The 17,928-nt window shown below is 72.6% G+C and carries 15 protein-coding genes; 3 read left to right on the top strand and 12 right to left on the bottom strand.

Features of this window, described 5'->3' with window-relative positions; genetic code table 11:
• A partial coding sequence (locus ADY59_RS31810) for a hypothetical protein (protein ID WP_156325858.1) occupies window positions 1-1,359 on the bottom strand: 1,359 nt, incomplete at its 3' end.
• Between the two features lie 81 nt (window positions 1,360-1,440).
• On the opposite strand from ADY59_RS31810, the gene ADY59_RS50480 reads away from it, so the two are divergent.
• Window positions 1,441-1,938 (top strand): hypothetical protein, encoded by a 498-nt coding sequence (locus tag ADY59_RS50480; protein ID WP_156325857.1) that lies wholly within the window; start codon window positions 1,441-1,443, stop codon window positions 1,936-1,938.
• Here ADY59_RS50480 and ADY59_RS31805 read toward each other — a convergent pair.
• From ADY59_RS31805 to ADY59_RS31780, 6 genes are all read right to left on the bottom strand, one after another.
• Window positions 1,853-3,052, bottom strand: a complete 1,200-nt coding sequence (locus ADY59_RS31805; RefSeq protein WP_231618994.1) for an acyltransferase family protein — start codon at window positions 3,050-3,052, stop codon at window positions 1,853-1,855. The genes ADY59_RS50480 and ADY59_RS31805 overlap by 86 nt on opposite strands.
• A 41-nt stretch (window positions 3,053-3,093) precedes the next feature.
• Window positions 3,094-4,095: a cation diffusion facilitator family transporter gene (locus ADY59_RS31800; protein WP_049569913.1), complete on the bottom strand. Its 1,002-nt coding sequence runs from the start codon at window positions 4,093-4,095 to the stop codon at window positions 3,094-3,096.
• Between the two features lie 25 nt (window positions 4,096-4,120).
• Window positions 4,121-5,281 carry an acyl-CoA dehydrogenase family protein gene (locus ADY59_RS31795; protein WP_049569911.1) on the bottom strand — a complete coding sequence of 387 codons (1,161 nt, stop codon included), beginning with the start codon at window positions 5,279-5,281 and terminating at the stop codon, window positions 4,121-4,123.
• Between the two features lie 3 nt (window positions 5,282-5,284).
• Complete coding sequence (locus tag ADY59_RS31790; protein WP_049569908.1) at window positions 5,285-5,803, bottom strand: MaoC family dehydratase; 519 nt, start codon at window positions 5,801-5,803, stop codon at window positions 5,285-5,287.
• A 39-nt stretch (window positions 5,804-5,842) separates the two neighbouring features.
• Entirely contained in the window at window positions 5,843-6,445 is a 603-nt protein-coding gene (locus tag ADY59_RS31785) for an ACT domain-containing protein (RefSeq protein ID WP_049569905.1), read from the bottom strand.
• 131 nt (window positions 6,446-6,576) lie between these two features.
• Window positions 6,577-9,690: a bifunctional cytochrome P450/NADPH--P450 reductase gene (locus ADY59_RS31780; RefSeq protein WP_231618993.1), complete on the bottom strand. Its 3,114-nt coding sequence runs from the start codon at window positions 9,688-9,690 to the stop codon at window positions 6,577-6,579.
• 53 nt (window positions 9,691-9,743) lie between these two features.
• Here ADY59_RS31780 and ADY59_RS47725 point away from each other — a divergent pair, with 53 nt between their 5' ends.
• Together ADY59_RS47725 and ADY59_RS31770 are read left to right on the top strand one after the other, a co-directional pair.
• Window positions 9,744-10,292: a TetR/AcrR family transcriptional regulator gene (locus ADY59_RS47725; protein ID WP_156325856.1), complete on the top strand. Its 549-nt coding sequence runs from the start codon at window positions 9,744-9,746 to the stop codon at window positions 10,290-10,292.
• 126 nt (window positions 10,293-10,418) lie between these two features.
• Window positions 10,419-11,015 (top strand): hypothetical protein, encoded by a 597-nt coding sequence (locus tag ADY59_RS31770; protein WP_156325855.1) that lies wholly within the window; start codon window positions 10,419-10,421, stop codon window positions 11,013-11,015.
• Window position 11,016: 1 nt separating this feature from the next.
• Here ADY59_RS31770 and ADY59_RS31765 read toward each other — a convergent pair whose 3' ends face one another.
• Genes ADY59_RS31765 through ADY59_RS31745 form a run of 5 tightly spaced genes read right to left on the bottom strand, consistent with a single transcriptional unit; the run spans window position 11,017 to window position 17,814 of the window.
• The gene (locus tag ADY59_RS31765; RefSeq protein ID WP_049569896.1) at window positions 11,017-12,267 is read right to left on the bottom strand and encodes a right-handed parallel beta-helix repeat-containing protein; all 1,251 of its coding nucleotides are present in this window, start codon (window positions 12,265-12,267) and stop codon (window positions 11,017-11,019) included.
• A gap of 55 nt (window positions 12,268-12,322) precedes the next feature.
• Window positions 12,323-14,107 carry a glycoside hydrolase family 13 protein gene (locus ADY59_RS31760; protein ID WP_082310555.1) on the bottom strand — a complete coding sequence of 595 codons (1,785 nt, stop codon included), beginning with the start codon at window positions 14,105-14,107 and terminating at the stop codon, window positions 12,323-12,325.
• Between the two features lie 7 nt (window positions 14,108-14,114).
• Complete coding sequence (locus ADY59_RS31755) at window positions 14,115-14,954, bottom strand: sugar ABC transporter permease (protein WP_053175326.1); 840 nt, start codon at window positions 14,952-14,954, stop codon at window positions 14,115-14,117.
• Window positions 14,951-16,525: an ABC transporter permease subunit gene (locus tag ADY59_RS31750; RefSeq protein WP_231618992.1), complete on the bottom strand. Its 1,575-nt coding sequence runs from the start codon at window positions 16,523-16,525 to the stop codon at window positions 14,951-14,953. Before ADY59_RS31750 ends, ADY59_RS31755 begins: the two co-directional genes overlap by 4 nt.
• Before the next feature lie 11 nt (window positions 16,526-16,536).
• Window positions 16,537-17,814: a sugar ABC transporter substrate-binding protein gene (locus tag ADY59_RS31745; protein ID WP_049569890.1), complete on the bottom strand. Its 1,278-nt coding sequence runs from the start codon at window positions 17,812-17,814 to the stop codon at window positions 16,537-16,539.
• Between the last annotated feature and the right edge of the window lie 114 nt (window positions 17,815-17,928).

Below are 17,928 nucleotides of genomic sequence, written 5' to 3'. Positions count from 1 at the left end.
ACGATCACGGCCTGGATCGCGGCGGTGGCCATGAGCACGGCCAACGAGACGGCCAGCACCCGCATCCCCCGGCCGCTGCCCTCCAGCGCCTGGTCGATCTTGTCGCCGGTGCCGTGGCCGTGCGGCGCCGCCCGCCAGGAGCGCGGCGCGCAGCGCGTCCGCCAGGTCGTAGCCGCCCCGGTCGCGCAGCGAGGTGCGCAGGGCGAGCAGCGGCTCCATCAGCGTGTGCACGCCCGCCGTCGCGGCCAGCTCGCCGAGGCGGGCGATGAGCAGCCGCATCAGCTCCCTGGCCTGCTCGACGCCGCCGGCGTCCTCCTCGGTGTCGGCCGCCCACTTGACGATCTCCGCCTCCAGCGCGAGCACCGCCCGGGCGGCCGCGGGCGGGCCGGCGGCGGCCACCGCCTCCTCGAAGTGCCGCTCGCACGACCGGATGCTGTCCTCCAGCGTCACCTCGGGGACGGCCGGCGCGGCGACCGGCCGCGGCGCGCGGGCTGCTGCGGCCCGCCGGCCCTCCGCGAGCCGCCGCAGCTCCGCCAGGTCGGTACGGGTCCCCGCCGCCAGCACGGTGACCGCCGGGGCGCCCGTCTCGCCCGCCTCCGGACCCGGCGGAGGCGGGGGCGGGGTCAGGCGTCGGACGGTGACCGAGCCCCGGCCCGCCACGTCGACCGTCTCGCTCTCCAGGTCGATGATCAGCGCCGTGTGCTCGTCGATGCCGAGCACGGCGGTGCCCGGCGGCAGCTCCCGCTCCATGCGCGACAGCCGCCGCTCGCCCAGGTAGCAGTAGCGGGTGTCGTGGGTGCCGCCCTCGGCGTTGTCGAAGTGCGGGATCAGCACGGCCCGCAGCCCGAGCGCCGCCAGCAGGTCGATGCCCTCGCGCCAGTGCGGGTCGGCCCCGACCTTGTAGATCTCGTACACGGGCACGGTGGCGAGCCCGGCGGTGCAGGCGGCGGCGGAGGCGAGCACGGTGACGCCGGTCCGGGCGCGCACGCGGGCGCGCAGGTCGGCCGCCACGCCGGAGCCCGCCCACCGGTCGAGGGCGTAGGTGGGGCTGCCGGGACCGGAGAAGACCCAGGCGGCGCCCGTCACGTCGCCGGACACCTCGACGTCCAGGCCGACGCTGCGGGCGAAGTAGCCGCGCGCGCGGGCGGAGATGTCGGCGCGATTCTCCTGGAAGGCGTACGGGGTGTCGAGCAGCACGGCCCGCGCGCCGGGCGGCAGGCCGCGAGCGGCTGCCCGGTGGACCTCCACCATGGTCGGGCTGGTCTCGCCCGATCCCATCAACACCAGCATCCCCGGCATCTCCGGCATCCCCGGCATGGCCGCCGCCTCTCTCTCGCGCACGTCATCGACTACTGCCATGGGGTGGCCCGCTCGCGCAAGAGCGGGGACACATATGCGAGCTGGACGTTCCTGCACAGGTGTGGCAGTAGGCTGCTGGCGGTGACGGCAAGACATGTGGTCGCGGTCGAGGCGCTCATGCTGAGGGCGGGCGACGGCTGGTCCTATCGGCGCGTGGTGGTCTCCCCCGGTCCGGGCGAGAGCCCCGACGAGGCGGCCCGCCGGGCGGCCGGGGTCGAGGCGGGGGCGCGTGACGTCGTGGTGCACTCCACGAGCTGGCGTCACCTGCCGGGCGAGATCGTGCTGACCTACGCGGTGTGCCCCGATCCCGAGCCGTGGCTGCCGGCCGCCGGGCTGCCGGCGCCGGAGGTGGCCCGGGGGGCGGCGCCCGCGACGCCGTCGCCGGAGCGGGTCGAGGTGGCGCAGGTGGCGGCGCACGCGATCCGGCACCTGGCGTTCCTCATGGCGGAGGACCCGGTGGTGCGCGAGGCGCTGGCCCGCCACCCGCAGGTGGCTATCGCGCTGTCGCCCAGCGGCGCGACACCCGGCGGCCGAGCTCCTGCATGGGCCGCTCCACCCAGCGATACGTCAGCGCGCTGACCGCCACGATCAGCGCCGTCACCAGCGCGGTCATGGCGAGCTGCAGCGGAAGCGGCGCGGCGCGCAGGTCGCCGGCGACCGTGCTGACGTACTTGAGCACCGGGTGGTGCACCAGGTAGAGCGAGTAGCTGATCAGCCCCAGCCAGGTGAGCACCCTCGGCACCCGCCTGCCGCGCAGCGCCATGCCGCCCGCGAAGACGGCGGCCGACAGCACGATCGTGGTGACCCATACGCCGGGCCGCACCCACCACCAGCCGCTCTGGATCGCCCAGAAGGGCGAGATCGCGACGAGCGCGGCCGTGAGGGCGACGGGCCACAGGCTGCCCTGGCCGCGTTCCCACCGGTGGATGGCGGTGCCGGCGAACATGAGCGCCACGATGGCCGCGCCCAGCCACGGCACCCGGCTGTTGAGCACGAGCAGGGCCAGCGCCATCACGCCCAGCAGGATCGCGGCCGCCTTGCGGAACCGGCCGCCGATCACGCAGGCGAGCCCGGCCGCGAACACGGCGCAGGACACGTACGCCACCCAGGGGCCCTCGAACAGGGCCCGGCCCATGACCACGCCGGTCACCACGCCGACGGCGGCGAACAGGACCGACAGCAGCGCGCTGCGGTCGTGCAGCCGCACCAGGAACAGCGCGGTGACCAGCAGGTAGAAGACCATCTCGTAGGAGAGCGTCCACATGGTGTCGGCCAGCCCGCCCACGCCGACGACGTCGAGCAGCATGGTCGCGTGCCCGGCTACCGACCCGCCGTCGCGCGGCACGGCCTGGCGCACCGGCACCCACCAGGCCATCGCCAGCACCAGGACGGAGACGGCCAGGTAGAGCGGGTAGAGGCGGAACAGGCGGCTCAGCCAGAAGGCCCGCACGTCGCCGTGCCGCTCCAGCGAGGCCGGGATGATGTAGCCGCTGACCAGGAAGAACACGAAGATGCCGAAGACCCCGAGGCTGAACCAGTAGGGCCGCGCCGACGGCAGGTACCACGGCAGCATGTGCTCGGCCACCACGGCCAGGGCGCCGATGCCGCGCAGCGCGTCGAGCCACGCGAGCCTGGCATGCGGGTCGGCGGGACCGGACGCGGTGCCACGGGCGGCGGCTGGGGCGATCGACACCCGCCCAAACCTACCCTGACTTGCCCGGCCGATGCCGCTTATCACCTATGTGCGGACAAAGGCCCGTGATGGTCGGCGTCGGAGGGCCCGTCGGGGTCGGTGTGCACGGTGGCGGCGCGTAGTTTGGGCAACTCGTGGATGAGCCGGTGCTCGGCCTCGACCGCCACCGCGTGCGCGGCCACGACGGTGAGGTCGTGGCGGACGAGGATCTCCACCTCGGCGTGCAGCGCGTGGCCGATCCAGCGCATCCGCACCGAGCCGACGCGCTCGACGCCGGGGACGGCGCGCAGGATCCGCTCGGCCCCGTCGACGAGGGCGGGATCGACGGCGTCCATCAGCCGGTGGTAGATCTCCCGGGCGGCGCCGCGCAGCACGAACAGGATGGCCACCGTGATGAGCAGCCCGACGACGGGGTCGGCGATCGGGAAGCCGAGCGCGGAGCCGCCCGCGCCGAGCAGCACGGCGAGCGAGGTGAAGCCGTCGGTCCTGGCGTGCAGCCCGTCGGCGACCAGCGCGGCCGAGCCGATCTCGCGCCCGGCTCTGATCCGGTAGCGGGCCACCCACTCGTTGCCGAGGAAGCCGGCGACCCCGGCAGCCGCCACCCAGCCGACGGCCTCGACGCCGCGCGGCTCGATCAGCCGGGTGACCGCCTCGTACCCGGCCAGCCCGGCCGAGGCGGCGATGATCAGCACGATGGCGATGCCGGCCAGGTCCTCGGCCCTGCCGTAGCCGTAGGTGAAGCGCCGGGTGGCCGCCCGGCGGCCGACGGAGAACGCGATCGCCAGCGGCACGGCGGTGAGCGCGTCGGCGACGTTGTGCAGCGTGTCGCCGAGCAGCGCGACCGACCCGGACGCGACGACGATCACGGCCTGGATCGCGGCGGTGGCCATGAGCACGGCCAACGAGACGGCCAGCACCCGCATCCCCCGGCCGCTGCCCTCCAGCGCCTGGTCGATCTTGTCGCCGGTGCCGTGGCCGTGCGGTGCCAGGGCGTGTCTGAGGCGCGCCAGCGCACCGTGCCGGTGGCCGTGGGACCTGGCCATCCTCCCGCGCTCCTCCCGCCTGGGTCTACCAGCCGACGTGGCCCTTGCCCGAGATGAGCGCGCGGGCGATGACCAGGCGCTGCACGTCGTTGGTGCCCTCGCCGATCGCCATCAGCGGCGCGTCGCGGTAGAGCCGCTCGACCACGTACTCCTGGGAGTACCCGTAACCGCCGTGGATGCGCATCGACTCCAGCGACGCCTTCAGCGCGACCTCGGAGGCGAAGTACTTGGCCATGCCCGCCTCCATGTCGATCCGCTGCCCGCTGTCGGCGCGGGAGGCGGCCCAGTAGGTGAGCAGCCGGGCGGCCTGGATCTCGGTGGCCAGGTCGGCGAGCTTGAGCTGGATGGCCTGGAAGTCGGCGATCGGCTGCCCGAACGCGGTCCGTTCGCGGGCGTAGCCGAGCGCGGCGTCGTAGGCGGCCTGCGCGACGCCGACCGCGCGGGCGGCGATGTTGACGCGGCCGATCTCCAGCCCGCCGAGCACCTGCTGCATGCCGCGTCCCTCGACGCCGCCGAGCAGCGCGCCGGCCGGGACGCGCACGCCGTCGAGCGCCACCTCGCACGTCTCGGTGCCCTTGTAGCCGAGCTTGGGCAGGTCACGGCTGACCGTGAAACCGTCCGCCGACGGGTCGACCAGCAGCACCGACATGCCCTTGTGGGCCGGCTCGGTGACCGAGGTCTTGACCAGCACGGGCAGCGGGTCGGCGTGCCGGGCGTTGGTGATCCACGTCTTGGTGCCGGTGACGACGTAATGGTCGCCGTCGCGGACCGCGCGCGTGCGGATGCCCTGCAGGTCGGTGCCGGCGCCGGGCTCGGTCAGCGCGATCCCGGTCCGGCGCGCGCCGGTGGCCAGATCGGGCAGCAGCCGCTTCTGCTCCTCGGTGCCGTGACGGGCGATCATCCAGCAGGCCAGCGAGTGCGAGCCGATGGTGCCCGCCACGCCCATCCAGCCGCGCGCGATCTCCTCGAAGACCAGCGCGAAGGTCACCATGTCGGCGCCCAGCCCGCCGTGCTCCTCGGGCACCGACAGCCCGAACAAGCCCATCGCCTTCATCTTCTCGACGATCTCGGTGGGGTATCTGCCGGAGTGTTCCCATTCGGTGGCGACCGGCACGATCTCCTTGTCGACGAACGCGCGCAACGTCTCGCGGAAGGCCCGCTGCTCGTCGGTCAGCTCGAAGTCCATCGCTCAGCCTTCCAGGGGACCGGTCTTGGCCTGGGGGAAATAGCCCTTGTCGTGCGGGGCGTCGCGTCTGTACACCATGACCGTGCGGGTCCACGACATGATCTCGTCGCCGTCCTGGTTGAGGCCGCGCGTGCGGCAGGTCACGATCCCGGCGTACGGGCGCGACCTCGACTCGCGCATGGCCGTGACCAGCGATTCGGCGTAGACGGTGTCGCCGACGAACACCGGGTGGGTGAGCCGGATGTCCTCCCACCCGAGGTTCATCAGCGCGGTCTGGCTGACGTCCATCACCGACAGGCCGAGCACGATGGCGACGGTCAGCCCCGAGTTCACGATGATCTTCCCGACCGGGGCCTTCGCGGCGAAGTGCGCGTTGAAGTGGTTCTGGTTGGTGTTCATCGTGAGCAGCGTGAACCAGGTGTTGTCGGCCTCGCTGATGGTGCGGCCCAGCGGGTGCTGGTAGACGTCGCCGATCACGAAGTCCTCGTAGTAACGGCCGATGCTCGCTTCGTGGACGGTCATCCGGCCACGTTAGTCACCGGTCGTTTCGCGGGTCAACGATCACTTACGGGCGGCGAGCGTGGCCACCACGTCCACGATCCGCACGGCCCGCTCCAGCTCGGCGCGATGGAACACCGGCCCGTCGGCGCGCGCCACCAGCAGGTGCAGCCGCTGCGCGGTCACCGGCAGCAGCATCAGCCGCAGCTTCTCGGTGTCGAGGCAGGCGGCCCGGGGCGGCGGCTCCGGCAGGTCGACGTAGTCGGGCGCGGCCAGCGAGGCGTGCCGCACCGCGCCGTCGGCGTAGGCCACCGACCATTCGGCGCCGCACAGCCCCGGCAGCGCGTCGACCAGCGTAGCCAGCCCGCGCGCAGGCTCGGCGGCGACGTGCATGAGCAGGTCGTAGTCGGGCGCCGAGCCGGGCGCCTCCCGCGTCGGCCACACGCCCTCGATCCGGACGCCCGGCACGTCGGTGAACCGCTCGCGCACCTCCTGCGGGCTCGCCGCGCCGGGCCAGGAGACGGTGAAGTCGTCCACCGCCCGGCCCTTCTCCCGTTCGAGCACGGTGACCTGCAGGATGTCGGCGCCCAGTGTCCCCAGCACCTTGGCGACCTGCCCGAGGCCGCCGGGACGGTCCGGCAGCGACACCCTCAGTCTCAGCAGCATTGCCGCCTCCCTTCCCGAGGCTTCTTACAGTGCCGTGGAAAGGTTTCCGGCAGGTTCCACGGATATGTCGCACATGATGCGCGATTCGCCCCTATGCCCTCTTCCCACGGGGGAGGCACCTCATACCGGCGTCAGGCGAAGACGTCCTGCTGGTAGCGGCCGGATTCCTCCAGCCCGGCCAGCCACGCCTCGCCGTCGCCGCCGGCGCGCTCGCGGTGCAGGGCGAGCAGGGCCGCCCGGACGGCGGGCGCCATGCGCAGGCCGTCGCCGCACACGTACACGTACGCGCCGCGGCCGAGCAGGTCCCACACGGCGTCGCCCTCGGCGGCGACGGCGTCCTGCACGTAGCGGTGCGGGTGGCCGGGCACCGCCGAGAACGCGGTGTGCACGCGCACGTCGCCCTGCCGGGCCCACGCCTCCACCTCCTCGCGGTAGAGCCAGTCGTGGTCCGGGTGGCGGCAGCCGGTGAACACCTCGGCCCTGCCGGTGGCGCCGCTCAGCGCCCGGTCCTCCAGGAAGCCGCGCAGCGGGGCGAACCCGGTGCCGGGGCCGACCAGGATCACCGGCGTCGCGGGGTCCTCCGGCAGCCGGAACGGCGGCGCGGGCTCGCGGACGTAGCCGTAGAACACCTCGCCCTCGCCGAGCCCGGCCAGGTAGGCCGAGCACATGCCCCGGTACTCGCCGCTGCCGGACCACGCCGGGCCCTCCACCAGGCCGACGGTGATCCGCACGAGCCCCGGGGCGGCCAGCGGCGAGGAGGAGATCGAGTAGTAGCGCGGCTTGATCGGCCCGGCCATCTCCAGGAAGGCCGACAGCGGCAGCTCGATCGCCGGGAAGCGCTCCAGCAGCGCCAGCGGCGAGACGCGCTTGGCCAGGATCTCGTCGGCGTACGCCTCGGTCAGGGCGGCGAGCTGCCCCCTGGTCCACGGGCAGCCGGTGTGCTCGGCCAGCGCGTCCAGGTCGGCCCGGGTGGCGACCTCCTGCAGCTCGGCGAACTCGGTCAGCAGCAGCCCGGCCGTGACCGGCGTGTCCAGCGGCAGGTGGCCGGCCGTGCGGGCGCGCAGCCGTACCACCTGCTCGCGCGGCACGCGCAGCAGCCGCAGCGCCCACTCCACCAGCTCGGGGTCGTTCTTGGCGAAGACGGCCAGGTGGTCGCCCGCGGTGTAGGAGACGCCCTCGGGCAGCCGGGCGACGATCGAGCGCACGCCGGGCCGCGGCGCCTCCCGGGAGAAGTCCCACAGCCCGGCCGGGTCGCCCGTCAGCTCCTCGTTGGACACCACCGTCAGCGGGACGGCGCGCGCGGAGACGACGGCGGGCCGGACCTCGGCCTCGCTCAGCACCTCCAGCTCGTAGCGCGGCCCGGCGTCGGCGGCGGAGGCGCTGTAGACGTCGGCGACGGCGGCCCACAGCGTGCCGGTCCAGGCGGTGACGTCGCCGTCGAGGTCGCCGTCGGCGTCCGCCTCGCCCCGCTCGACCAGCGGCTCGGCGCCGGCCGCCGTGAGCTTGGCGTACGCGCGGCGCGGGAAGTCCTGGTAGGTGGGCCACTGGGTGTTGCCGACGCCGAGCACCGCCAGCCGCACGCCGGACAGCGACGGCAGGCTCTCCAGCGCGTCGAAGCGCTGGGCGTTGTCGGGCGCCTTGCCGTTGTAGGAGGAGGCGACCACGACGAGCAGCCCGCCGGTGGGCGGCTCCAGCTCGTCGAGGGTGACCAGGGTGGTGGCGAAGCCGGCCCGCCCGGCGCGTTCGGCCAGCCGTTCGGCGATGTCGGCGCAGGTGCCGAGGTTGGAGCCGTAGGCGACGGTGAGGGGGACGCCGCTCACCGTCACGTCCTGCGCCACCGGCTGCCCTCCCGGCTGCTGCTCCGGGACGGCGGCGCTCCGCTCGTGCGGGCGGCGTTCGCGCACCCGCACGGTGAAGCCCTCGGGCTTGACCGTGAGCGTCTGCTTGATCCGCATCCGGTAGACCGACGGGTCGGACACGGCGAAGCGGCGCAGGATCATGGCCAGGGCCAGCCGGGCCTCGGTGAGCGCGAACTGGCGGCCGATGCAGGCGCGCTCGCCGTTGCCGAACGGCTTGTAGGCGGCCGGGTGGTGGCTCTTCCTGTTGCCCGGCAGCCAGCGGTCGATGTCGAACTCCCCGGGCCGCTCCCACGCCTTCGGGCTGCGGTGCAGCGGGCCGAGCAGGACGCCGATCCGGGTGCCGGCGGGGATGGGGTGGTCGCCGATGGTGGTGTCGGCGACGGCGTTGACGCCGAAGGCCGGGATCGGCGACCACAGCCGCAGCGTCTCGTCCAGGACGCGCGGGATCACGTCCAGCTTCATGATCGTCTCGTAGCTGGGCGGCTCGTCGCCGGGCAGCAGCCTGTCGACCTCGTCGTAGGCGCGGGCGAGCGTGTGCGGTTCGCGCAGCAGGTTGTACAGCGCGAAGGAGAGCAGGCCGCTGGTGGTCTCGTGGCCGGCGATGAGGAACGTGAGCACCTGGTCGCGGATGTTGTCGTCGGGCAGGCGCTCGCCGGTGCGCGGGTCGGCGGCCCGCAGCATGAGGCCGAGCAGGTCCTGCGCCTTCTCCGTGCCGCCCCGGCGCTCCTTGATCACCTCGTCGACCAGCTCGCGCATGACGGCGATGTCGCGCCGGTAGGTCTCCTCCTCGCGCCGCTTGAGCCGGGTGACGAGCGGCAGTTGCTGGTTGCGGTGCATGGCCTCGGTCAGCGCGCCGCCCATCGCCCGCAGGAACGGGTGCAGCTCCGGCGAGCCGAAGGAGCCGAACCGGTAGCCGAAGCCCGTCAGCGAGATGGTGTCGAGCGTGAGCCGGGTCATGTCGTCGGCGACCGGCAGGTCCTCGCCCTGGCGGCGGGCCCACGACTCGACGAGCTGCCCGGCGACCTCCAGCATCTGCGGGAAGTACGCCTTCATCGACCGCTGGCCGAAGGCGGGCATGAGGATCCGGTGCGCCTGCCCCCACAGGGGCCCGTCGTGCTCGGCGGTGAACAGCCCGTCGCCGCCGAAGTCGCGCACGATCGACAGCGGCGGGTCGATCCGCTTGACGAACCGGGTCTCGTCGCACGCCTCGGCCACCAGGTCGGGGTCGTAGACGAACAGCACTTTCCGGCCGGCCAGGTCCATCTGGTAGAGCCCCTGGTCGTAGTGGCCGGCCAGCTCCTCGAAGTACGCCGCGGGCGAGTGCGAGGGGATCTGCAGCGCGTTGCCGAGGATCGGAAGGCCCCGGGGGGCCGGGATCGCCGTCATGAGCACTCCCATGCTTTGTAGCCATACACCGTATGGCTGCTACCATACACCGTATGGCTACCACTGCGCGAAGGGGCGCCCCCCTGACCCTCGACGAGATCCACGCGGCGGCGCTGCGGCTGGTGGACGAGGGCGGCGTCGACGCCCTGTCGATGCGCAAGCTGGCCGCCGAGCTGGACGTCAACCCGATGTCGCTCTACCACCACGTGCCGGGCAAGGAAGCGCTCATCCAGCAGATCTGCGTCGCCATGGCCGACCGGCTGGAGCTGCCGCCGGACGACGGCACGCCGTGGCAGGAGCAGCTGCGCGCCCTGGCGCTGGCCTACCACGCGCTCGCCCGCGCCTACCCGGCCCTGTTCGCCTACGCCTACGCGCACCAGCAGCCCGGCACCGACCACGAGAGCGGCATCTGGGCGGTCCTGCACCGCGTCCTGCGGGCGGCCGGCGTGGCCGGGCCCGACCTCGGGCGCACCGGCGACGTGCTGCACGCCTTCGTGTCGGGGTTCGTGCTCGCCGAGACGAAGGGCCTCATCGCGGAGCCCGGCCCGGCCTTCGACACCGCCATCGACCTGATCGTGCACGGGCTGGCCGGGCGTTCCTGAAGGATGAGGTCATTTTTCGGACCAAGCATGTCGTTGGCCCGATCAGCCGCTCGTCACCGGTAAATAGGCAATCATGGAATCCGGCCGGACGGCGGCCGGCGAAGGACGTGCAGAGAGCGCGGTGTGGTGAGGCGCAGCAGAGGACGGCCCGGGTGGCTCCATGTCGGTGTTCTGGAGCACCGCCTGACGCGGCTGTGGGCGCCCGGCGCCTTCCCACCGGCCGAGTCGCTGCTGGCCGTCATGACGCTGGCGGCGGTCCCCCGCCGCCTGGCCGGGCGGCTGGCCGAGCACCTGAGCGGCGGCCTGGTCGTCGGCCCCGGCGCCGTCCCCGACCTGCCCGACTTCGAGAAGCTGCGCGCGCTGCCGCTCCCGCAGCAGGAGGGCACCTGGGAGCGCAGCGCCGGCGTCTACGACCCGGCGCTGCGCCGCATCGCCGTCGGCAGCGTCCCCTCGCCGTCGGTCAACGTGTGCGGCCACGAGCTCGGGCACGCCCTGGACGACTCCGACGGGCGCCCGTCGGCCGAGCCGTGGTGGATCGTCCTGCACGCGCTGCGCCGCGCCCACCTGGCTCCCCCGTACCAGCAGGACGTCACGGAGCTGTTCGCGGAGAGCTTCGCCTGCGTGCTGACCCGCCGCACCTCGCGCCTGATCCACCTGCTGGGCGACGAGCGCGCGGCCCGGCAGGTCTACGCGTGGATGTCGGACCGCTACGGCATCGGCTGAGTCAGCGCTGGTAGGCGCCCGCGTGCGGGTCGGATGGGATGGGCCTGCCGGTGAAGTCCCTGGCCAGGGCGGCGCCGCCGTACCACTTGGCCGTCAGGCGGACGGCGCGGCCGCGCGCCGGGGAGCCGGGGCGCAGGCGCAGGTTCGTCGCGGAGACGAACCCCGGGTCGGCCATGACCGAGCTCGGGCCGAGCTTGAAGCGGGCGCTGCGCGCCCTGTAGACGCTGCCGGCCTCGTCGGCGCCGGAGCCGTCCTCGTAGCCCGCCTGGCCGCCGACGACGATGACGTTGTTGCGCAGCTTGAGTATCGACGGGGAGCAGCCGTCGTGGCAGGACCAGCCGATCGTCTTCCTGGCCGGCATGTGGACCGAGTTGTGCACGGCGACGGTGCCCTTGACCGGGCCGACGATGTGCCGGGGGCCGCGGGTGACGAGGAAGGAGCCGCTCTTGAGCGTGGAGGTGACGACGTTGAAGGCGAGCAGGTTGCCGGTGGCGGTGTCGCCCTTCTTGGCGCCGAGCTCGCTGAAGGTGTTGTTGTCGTGCGCCCGGTTGTGGGTGACGCGGTTGCGGTTGCCGCTGAAGATCTCGATGGCGGCGCCGTCGACGCCGTAGTCGGGGCTCTTGGCGTGGCTGCCGGTGATGGTGTTGCCGGTGACGAGGTTGTCGTCGCCGTTGAGCAGGATGCCGAACGCGCCGGAGTCGTCGTCGCCGCCCTTGTCGGCGATGCTCATCCGGTTGTTGCCGGTGAAGGTGCTGTCCCGGATGGTGTTGCGGGCGCCGGTGGGGGCGACGACCGCGCCGGCGATGTTGCGGTCGGCCTCGACGCCGGACAGCACGTTGTGGTCGCCGTCGATGTGGAAGCCGGCCCAGCGGCAGCCGGACGCGCGCAGGCCGCTGACGTGCCAGTGGTCGCCTGAGATGACGACGCAGTCGGCGTCACGGCCGCTGATCCTGGGCAACGCGCCCTTGCCGTACGCCTTGACGGTGATGGGGCTGCCGGCGGTGCCGTCGGCGGTGAGGATGAGCGAGCCGGCGAAGGAGCTGCCGCGCTTGATCGCGACGGTGTCGCCCGGCTGGAGCGCGGCGGCGTTGACCGCGTCCAGCGACTTCCACGCGGTGGACTCCCCCGTGCCCTCGGCCGCGTCGTCGCCCGCCGCGGAGTCGACGTAGTAGGTCGTGCCGGCCCGGGCGGCGGCCTCCATGGGCACGGCGGGCAGGAGCGCGGCCAGGACCGCCACGGACAGTAACCTCATGCGTGACACCACTATCTAGTTGAATGTTGCAGGGGGATACGCCAACTTAGCGTGATCACCCCGCGAGGCGCCATACGCGGAACGACGGCCCGTCCCCGGGCAGCACGTCGCCGTCGGGGGCGTCGTGGACCCCCTCGGCGTGCGCGCCGAGCCGCAGCTCGGGGCCGGGCGCGCGGCGGGCGCACACCACCAGCGTCTGCTCGTACGTCTCCCGCGCGAACACCAGGCAGTCGGCGTCGGCGTGCAGCCAGCGCAGGCCGCCGTGGCGCAGGGCGGGCTCGGCGCGCCGCAGGCCGAGCAGGGCCCGGTAGCCGGCCAGGGTGAGGAGGTCCTGGTCGGCGGGGCGGTTCCAGGGCATGGGGGTGCGCGCGTGCTCCCCGTTGACGCCGGTCAGGCCGTACTCGCTGCCGGCGAAGACCATCGGCGTGCCCGGCAGCGTGGCCTGCAGGCCGAGCGCCACCAGGTGGCGCTCGCGCGAGCCGGTGACGGTGCGGATGCGCGGCGAGTCGTGGGAGTCGAGGAGCTGCCAGGAGTGCACGAGCGAGCGCCAGGACATGTGCGAGGCGAACGCGCGGAAGGTCGCCAGCGCGCCGGTGCCGTCGCGGCGCGGCACGCCTCCGGGGACGCCGAGGAAGTGCTCCAGGCCGGGGTCCTCGCCGCGCAGCCAGGCCCAGACGGGACGGGTGAAGCCGCCGTAGTTCATGGTGCCGTGCCAGCCGTCGCGGTCCAGGTCGCCGGAGGCGTCGTGGTTGTGCTCGGCGATGAACGCCGCCTCCGGCGGCAGCGCGCGGCGCAGCAGCGCGGCCACCTCGTGGGTGTGGTCGGCGGCGCCGAGCCGGCCGGTCATGTTGGCCACGTCGACGCGCCAGCCGTCGAACGGGCCGATCCAGCGGGTGAGCACCTCGCGCATGCGGTCGCGGACCAGGTCGCTGCTCCAGTCGAGCTTGGGCAGCGACTTGAAGCCCCACCACGACTCGTAGTCGCCGGTTTCGGGGTCGAAGAAGAACATCTCCCGCTCGGGCGCGCGCACGTCCGACACGGCGGCGGTGAACCACTCGTGGGAGTCGCCGGTGTGGTTGGTGGTGACGTCGCCGAGCAGCCGCATGCCGCGCGCGTGCAGCGCGCCGGACAGCCGGTGCAGCGCCTCGTCGCCGCCGAGCAGCGGGTCGACCCGGTCGAACGTGGCCGCGTCGTAGCGGTGGTTGGAGCGGGCGGGGAAGATCGGCGTCAGGTAGACGGTGTCGGCGCCCAGGCTCCGGATGTGGTCCAGGCGCCCGGTGATGCCGTCGAGGTCGCCGCCGTAGAACTGCTCGGCGGTGCCGGGGCCGTGCGGGATGACCGGGTCGCGGTCCCAGTCGCGCGGCAGCGCCCAGCCGGGCAGCTCGCGCATCGGCCGGGAGGCGGCGAAGCGGTCGGGGAAGACCTGGTAGCCGATCGAGTCGGCCATCCAGGCGGGCGGCGGCGCGTGGCAGACCAGCCGGAAGTCGCCGGAGTCGGGCACGTCGTGGGCGGCGGGCCCGGCGGCGTTCAGCCAGCGCTGGCCCGGCGGGGTCTCCAGCAGGAAGCGGTAGCGGGTCACCGGGTTGACCGCGGTGACCTCCGCCCGCCACCACACGTCGGCCGCGCCGTACCCGCCGACCGCGCGGGCGGTCCTGGCGGCGTCGACGGACGCGGTCGCGTAACGGGGCTCGCCGTCGTGCACCGCCCGTACGCGGACGCCGGTGACGCCCGCGGCGCGCGGGGCGCGCAGCCACAGGGTCACCGTGGAGCCGAGCTCGGGCGCCTGGGTGGAGACGTAGAGTGCGGAGCCGTCGTGATGCGGCTCGTCGATCAGGCGCACGTGATTCCTATCCCTTGACGGCTCCGGCGGTCAGACCGGAGACGATGTACTTCTGCAGCCAGAGGAATACCCCGACGGTGGGGATCGCGGTGAGCAGCGTGCCGGCGGCGAACATGCCGAAGTTGGCGTTGCGGTTGTCGCCCGCGATCATCCCGAACATGCCCACGGCGAGCGTCTTGCTCTCCGGGTCGCGCAGGAACACGCTGGCCATGAGGAACTCGCTCATCGTGCCGATGAACGCCAGCAGCGCGGTGACCGCGAGGATCGGCGTGACCAGCGGCATGATGACGCGCCAGAAGATCTGCGCGTGCGTTGCGCCGTCCATCGTGGCGGCCTCGTCGAGCTCCTTGGGGACGGTGTCCAGGAAGCCCTTCATCAGCCAGGTGTTCACGCCGAGCGCGCCGCCGAGGTAGAGCAGCAGCAGGCCCCACACGGTGTCGAAGCCGAAGGCCGGGTAGAGCTCGGTCACCCTGGTGAAGATCATGAAGATCGTCACGATGGCCAGGAACTGCGGGAACATCTGGATGAGCAGCAGCGCCAGCAGCCCCGCCCGGCGGCCGGCGAACCGCATCCGGCTGAAGGCGTAGGCGGCGAACATCGACAGCAGCAGGCTGGCGAACGAGGCGACCAGCGCGATGAACACCGAGTTGAAGAACCACCGGCCGAACGGGTAGATGTCCGAGCCGAACAGGTCGGCGAAGTTGCCCAGGCCGAACCCGTTCGGCAGCAGGTCGGTGGACGACAGCGTGCCGATCGGGTTGATCGCCGCCGAGACCACGAACAGGATCGGGAACAGCGCGAACGCGCACACCGCCAGCACGAACACGTGCCTGAGGACCAGCTTCACGCGTACACCTCCTCCTGCTTGCGGGTGCGCCGGAACGCCGTCGCCGAGATGACGGCCACGATGGCGAAGATGAACACCGACACCGCCGCGGCGAAGCCGAACTGCGCCCCGCCCGCGCCGAACGCCAGCCGGAAGGTGTAGGTGATGAGCAGGTCGGTGGCTCCGACCTGCGGGTTCTCCGCCGGGAACGGCCCGCCGTCGGTGGTGAGCGCGATGGCGTTGAAGTTGTTGAAGTTGAACGCGAACGACGAGATGAGCAGCGGGGTCAGCGCCACCAGCAGCAGCGGCAGCGTGACCTTGCGAAACCCCTTCCACGGCGTCGCGCCGTCGATGGAGGCGGCCTCGGTCAGCTCGCGCGGGATCGCCTGCAGCGCGCCGGTCGCGACCAGGAACATGTACGGGAAGCCCAGCCACAGGTTGACCAGGATCACCGCGAACCTGGCGGTGAGCGGCTCGCCCAGCCAGTCGACGTTCAGCCCGAAGAGCTGGTTGATCAGCCCGAAGTCGCGGTTGAACATGTCACGCCAGATCAGCAGCATGGCGAAGGCGGGCATGGCGTACGGCAGGACGATCGCGATCCGGTAGATCTTGGTGCCGCGCATCCGGGGATGGTGCAGAGCCAGCGCCACCGACATGCCGAGGGCGAACGTGCCGGCGACGGAGGCCAGCGCGAACACCACGTTCCAGCCGAACACGCCGGCGAAGTAGCCGGAGATGGTGGGGTTGGTCAGCACCCGGGCGAAGTTGTCGAAGCCGACGTTGACCTGCCAGCCCTGCGCCAGGTGCTCGCCCGCGGCGTTGACGAAGTAGCCCTGCCCCTCGTCGGCCGTCCAGGGACCGCCCTCGCCGCGCACGCAGTCGCAGGCGGGCTCGTACACGAGCGCGGCCTTGCCCTCGACGGCGCGGCTGAGCCCGTTGGCCTTGATCGCCCCGTCGGGGGTGGGCACGGACAGCGCGGAGATGTCCTTGGCGCGGGCGGCGGCCTCGGGCGCCTTCAGCACGGTGAGCCCGGGGGCGCTCAGCACCTTGCCGGTGATGCCCACCTGGGCGCCGGCCAGCGGCTCCAGCCCTTCGGCGGTGCCGAGCCGCGCCTGCTTGGTGTCCGGGTCGACCAGCAGGAACACCAGTTCGCCGCCGCGCAGGGCGGCGGTCAGCGCGTACTCGGGCGAGCCGGGCGCCTGGCGGACCGAGCCCGTCTCGATGGCGACGACGGCGGCCTGCTTGTCGCCGCGGTGGCCGTCGCCGAAGTTCGTGAACGCGGTCGTCATCGTGTAGAGCACGGGGAAGATCTGGAACGCGATGAGGAACAGGGTGCCCGGGACGAGGTACTTGGCCGGGATGAAGCGGCGCGTCAGGTAGAGGTAGCCGATCACCGCCGTGGCGGCGCCGAGCACCCAGAGCCCGAACCAGGACCCGGCGGCGGCCAGCGGCGGCACCGCGTAGAGCAGGATCGCGGCCGCCACGGCGAGCACCGCGATCCGGCTCACCACGAAGGCGGTGGTCAGGTTGCGGCGGGGCCGCGAACTGCTTTCGCGGCGGGGCCGCGGAGCCGGCTCCGCGGTCCCGGGCACGTCCGGAGCCATCAGTTCTTGAGCGCGCCGTCGATGCTCTTCTGCGCGGCGGCGGCCGCCTTGGCCGGGTCGCCGCCCTTGACGACCGCCGCCTCGGCGATGCCGAACGGCTCCCAGATCGCGGCCATCTCCGGGATGGCGGGCATCGGCATGCCGTCCTTGCCGGCGTCCATGAACTTGCCCGCGTCGGGGTCGGCGGCCTTGACCTCCTCCAGCGTCTCGGTCAGCGCCGGGGGCCGGGGGTCGGCCTCGTACAGCGCCTTGGCCACGTCCTTGTTGGTCACGTAGTTGGTGACGAACTCCTGGGCGAGGGTCTTGCTCTTGCCCTTGGAGGCGACGAAGAAGCTCTGCACGCCGACGAACGGAGTGGCCGGCTCGCCGCCCTCGAACGCCGGGACGGGCGTGATGTCGTAGCCGAAGCCGCCCTTCTTCACGTCGGTCATCGCCCACGGGCCGGAGATGAGGAAGGCGCACTTCTTGCCGGCGAAGCTGGTGATGTAGTTCTCGTTGGTGATCGACGTCTTGAGCGCGCCGTCACCCTTCTCGCCGAGGTCCTTGAGCTTGCCGAACGCCTTGACCGAGCCCTCGGAGCCGAGCAGCACCTTCTTGGGGTCGGGGTCGCCGGAGGCGGTCGTGCCGAACAGCGCGCCGCCGCCCGAGGCGAAGATCGGGTAGGCGTGGAAGGCGTCGCCCTTCTGCGCCACCGGCAGGCAGAGGATCTCCTCAACCTTGCCGTCGTCCTTCAGCTTCTTGCCCGTCTTCACCATCTCGTCGATGCTGGCGGGCGCGTCGGGGGCCAGGTCGGTGTTGCGGATCAGCGCGATGTTCTCCACCGCGTACGGGGCGCCGTACACCTGGCCGTCGAACGTGACGGCCTTCATCGCGATCGGGGAGAACGAGCTCTTCTGCTCCTCGGTCAGGTTGACCGGGTCGATGGCGCCGTTCTGCACCAGGTTGCCGATCCAGTCGTGCGCACCCACCATCACGTCGGGGCCGCTGCCCTGCTGGGAGGCGGTCAGGAAGACGGTCTGGTTGTCCTTGCTGATCTCCTTCACCTCGACGCTCACGCCGTTCTCGGTGCCGAACTGGTCGGCGAACGGCTTGAGCGCCTTGACCCGGTTGGGGTCGGCCCAGATGACGAGCGTGCCACCCCCCGCCGCGGCCGGGGACGACGCCGGCGCCGATCCGCTCGGCGCCGCCGACGGTGCGGCCGGGTCGGAGCCGCCGCACGCCGTGGCGGCGAAAGCCAGGGACGCGAAAGCGGCCACACCCAGAGCTCGCTTGCTCATGAGACCTCCTGAGGTCACGGAGGATCGGCGACACCTGAGCTGCGCCGCCACCAAAAGATCGTTAACAGGACCGCTTTCGCGGCTTATGTGACCGGGACGTTAGCGGCTCTTTGC

The organism is Nonomuraea sp. SBT364 (assembly GCF_001083785.1).
In the GTDB taxonomy this organism is placed as follows: Bacteria; Actinomycetota; Actinomycetes; order Streptosporangiales; family Streptosporangiaceae; genus Nonomuraea.
This window is presented reverse-complemented; position numbering and strand designations above follow the sequence as displayed.

Excerpts from the sequence above, each read along its gene's own strand:
- ADY59_RS31745 (WP_049569890.1), bottom strand. The coding sequence starts at position 17,814 with ATGAGCAAGCGAGCTCTGGGTGTGGCCGCTTTCGCGTCCCTGGCTTTC.
- ADY59_RS31800 (WP_049569913.1), bottom strand. The coding sequence starts at position 4,095 with ATGGCCAGGTCCCACGGCCACCGGCACGGTGCGCTGGCGCGCCTCAGA.
- ADY59_RS31795 (WP_049569911.1), bottom strand. The coding sequence starts at position 5,281 with ATGGACTTCGAGCTGACCGACGAGCAGCGGGCCTTCCGCGAGACGTTG.
- ADY59_RS31765 (WP_049569896.1), bottom strand. The coding sequence starts at position 12,267 with ATGAGGTTACTGTCCGTGGCGGTCCTGGCCGCGCTCCTGCCCGCCGTG.
- ADY59_RS31790 (WP_049569908.1), bottom strand. The coding sequence starts at position 5,803 with ATGACCGTCCACGAAGCGAGCATCGGCCGTTACTACGAGGACTTCGTG.
- ADY59_RS31785 (WP_049569905.1), bottom strand. The coding sequence starts at position 6,445 with ATGCTGCTGAGACTGAGGGTGTCGCTGCCGGACCGTCCCGGCGGCCTC.
- ADY59_RS31780 (WP_231618993.1), bottom strand. The coding sequence starts at position 9,690 with ATGACGGCGATCCCGGCCCCCCGGGGCCTTCCGATCCTCGGCAACGCG.
- ADY59_RS47725 (WP_156325856.1), top strand. The coding sequence starts at position 9,744 with ATGGCTACCACTGCGCGAAGGGGCGCCCCCCTGACCCTCGACGAGATC.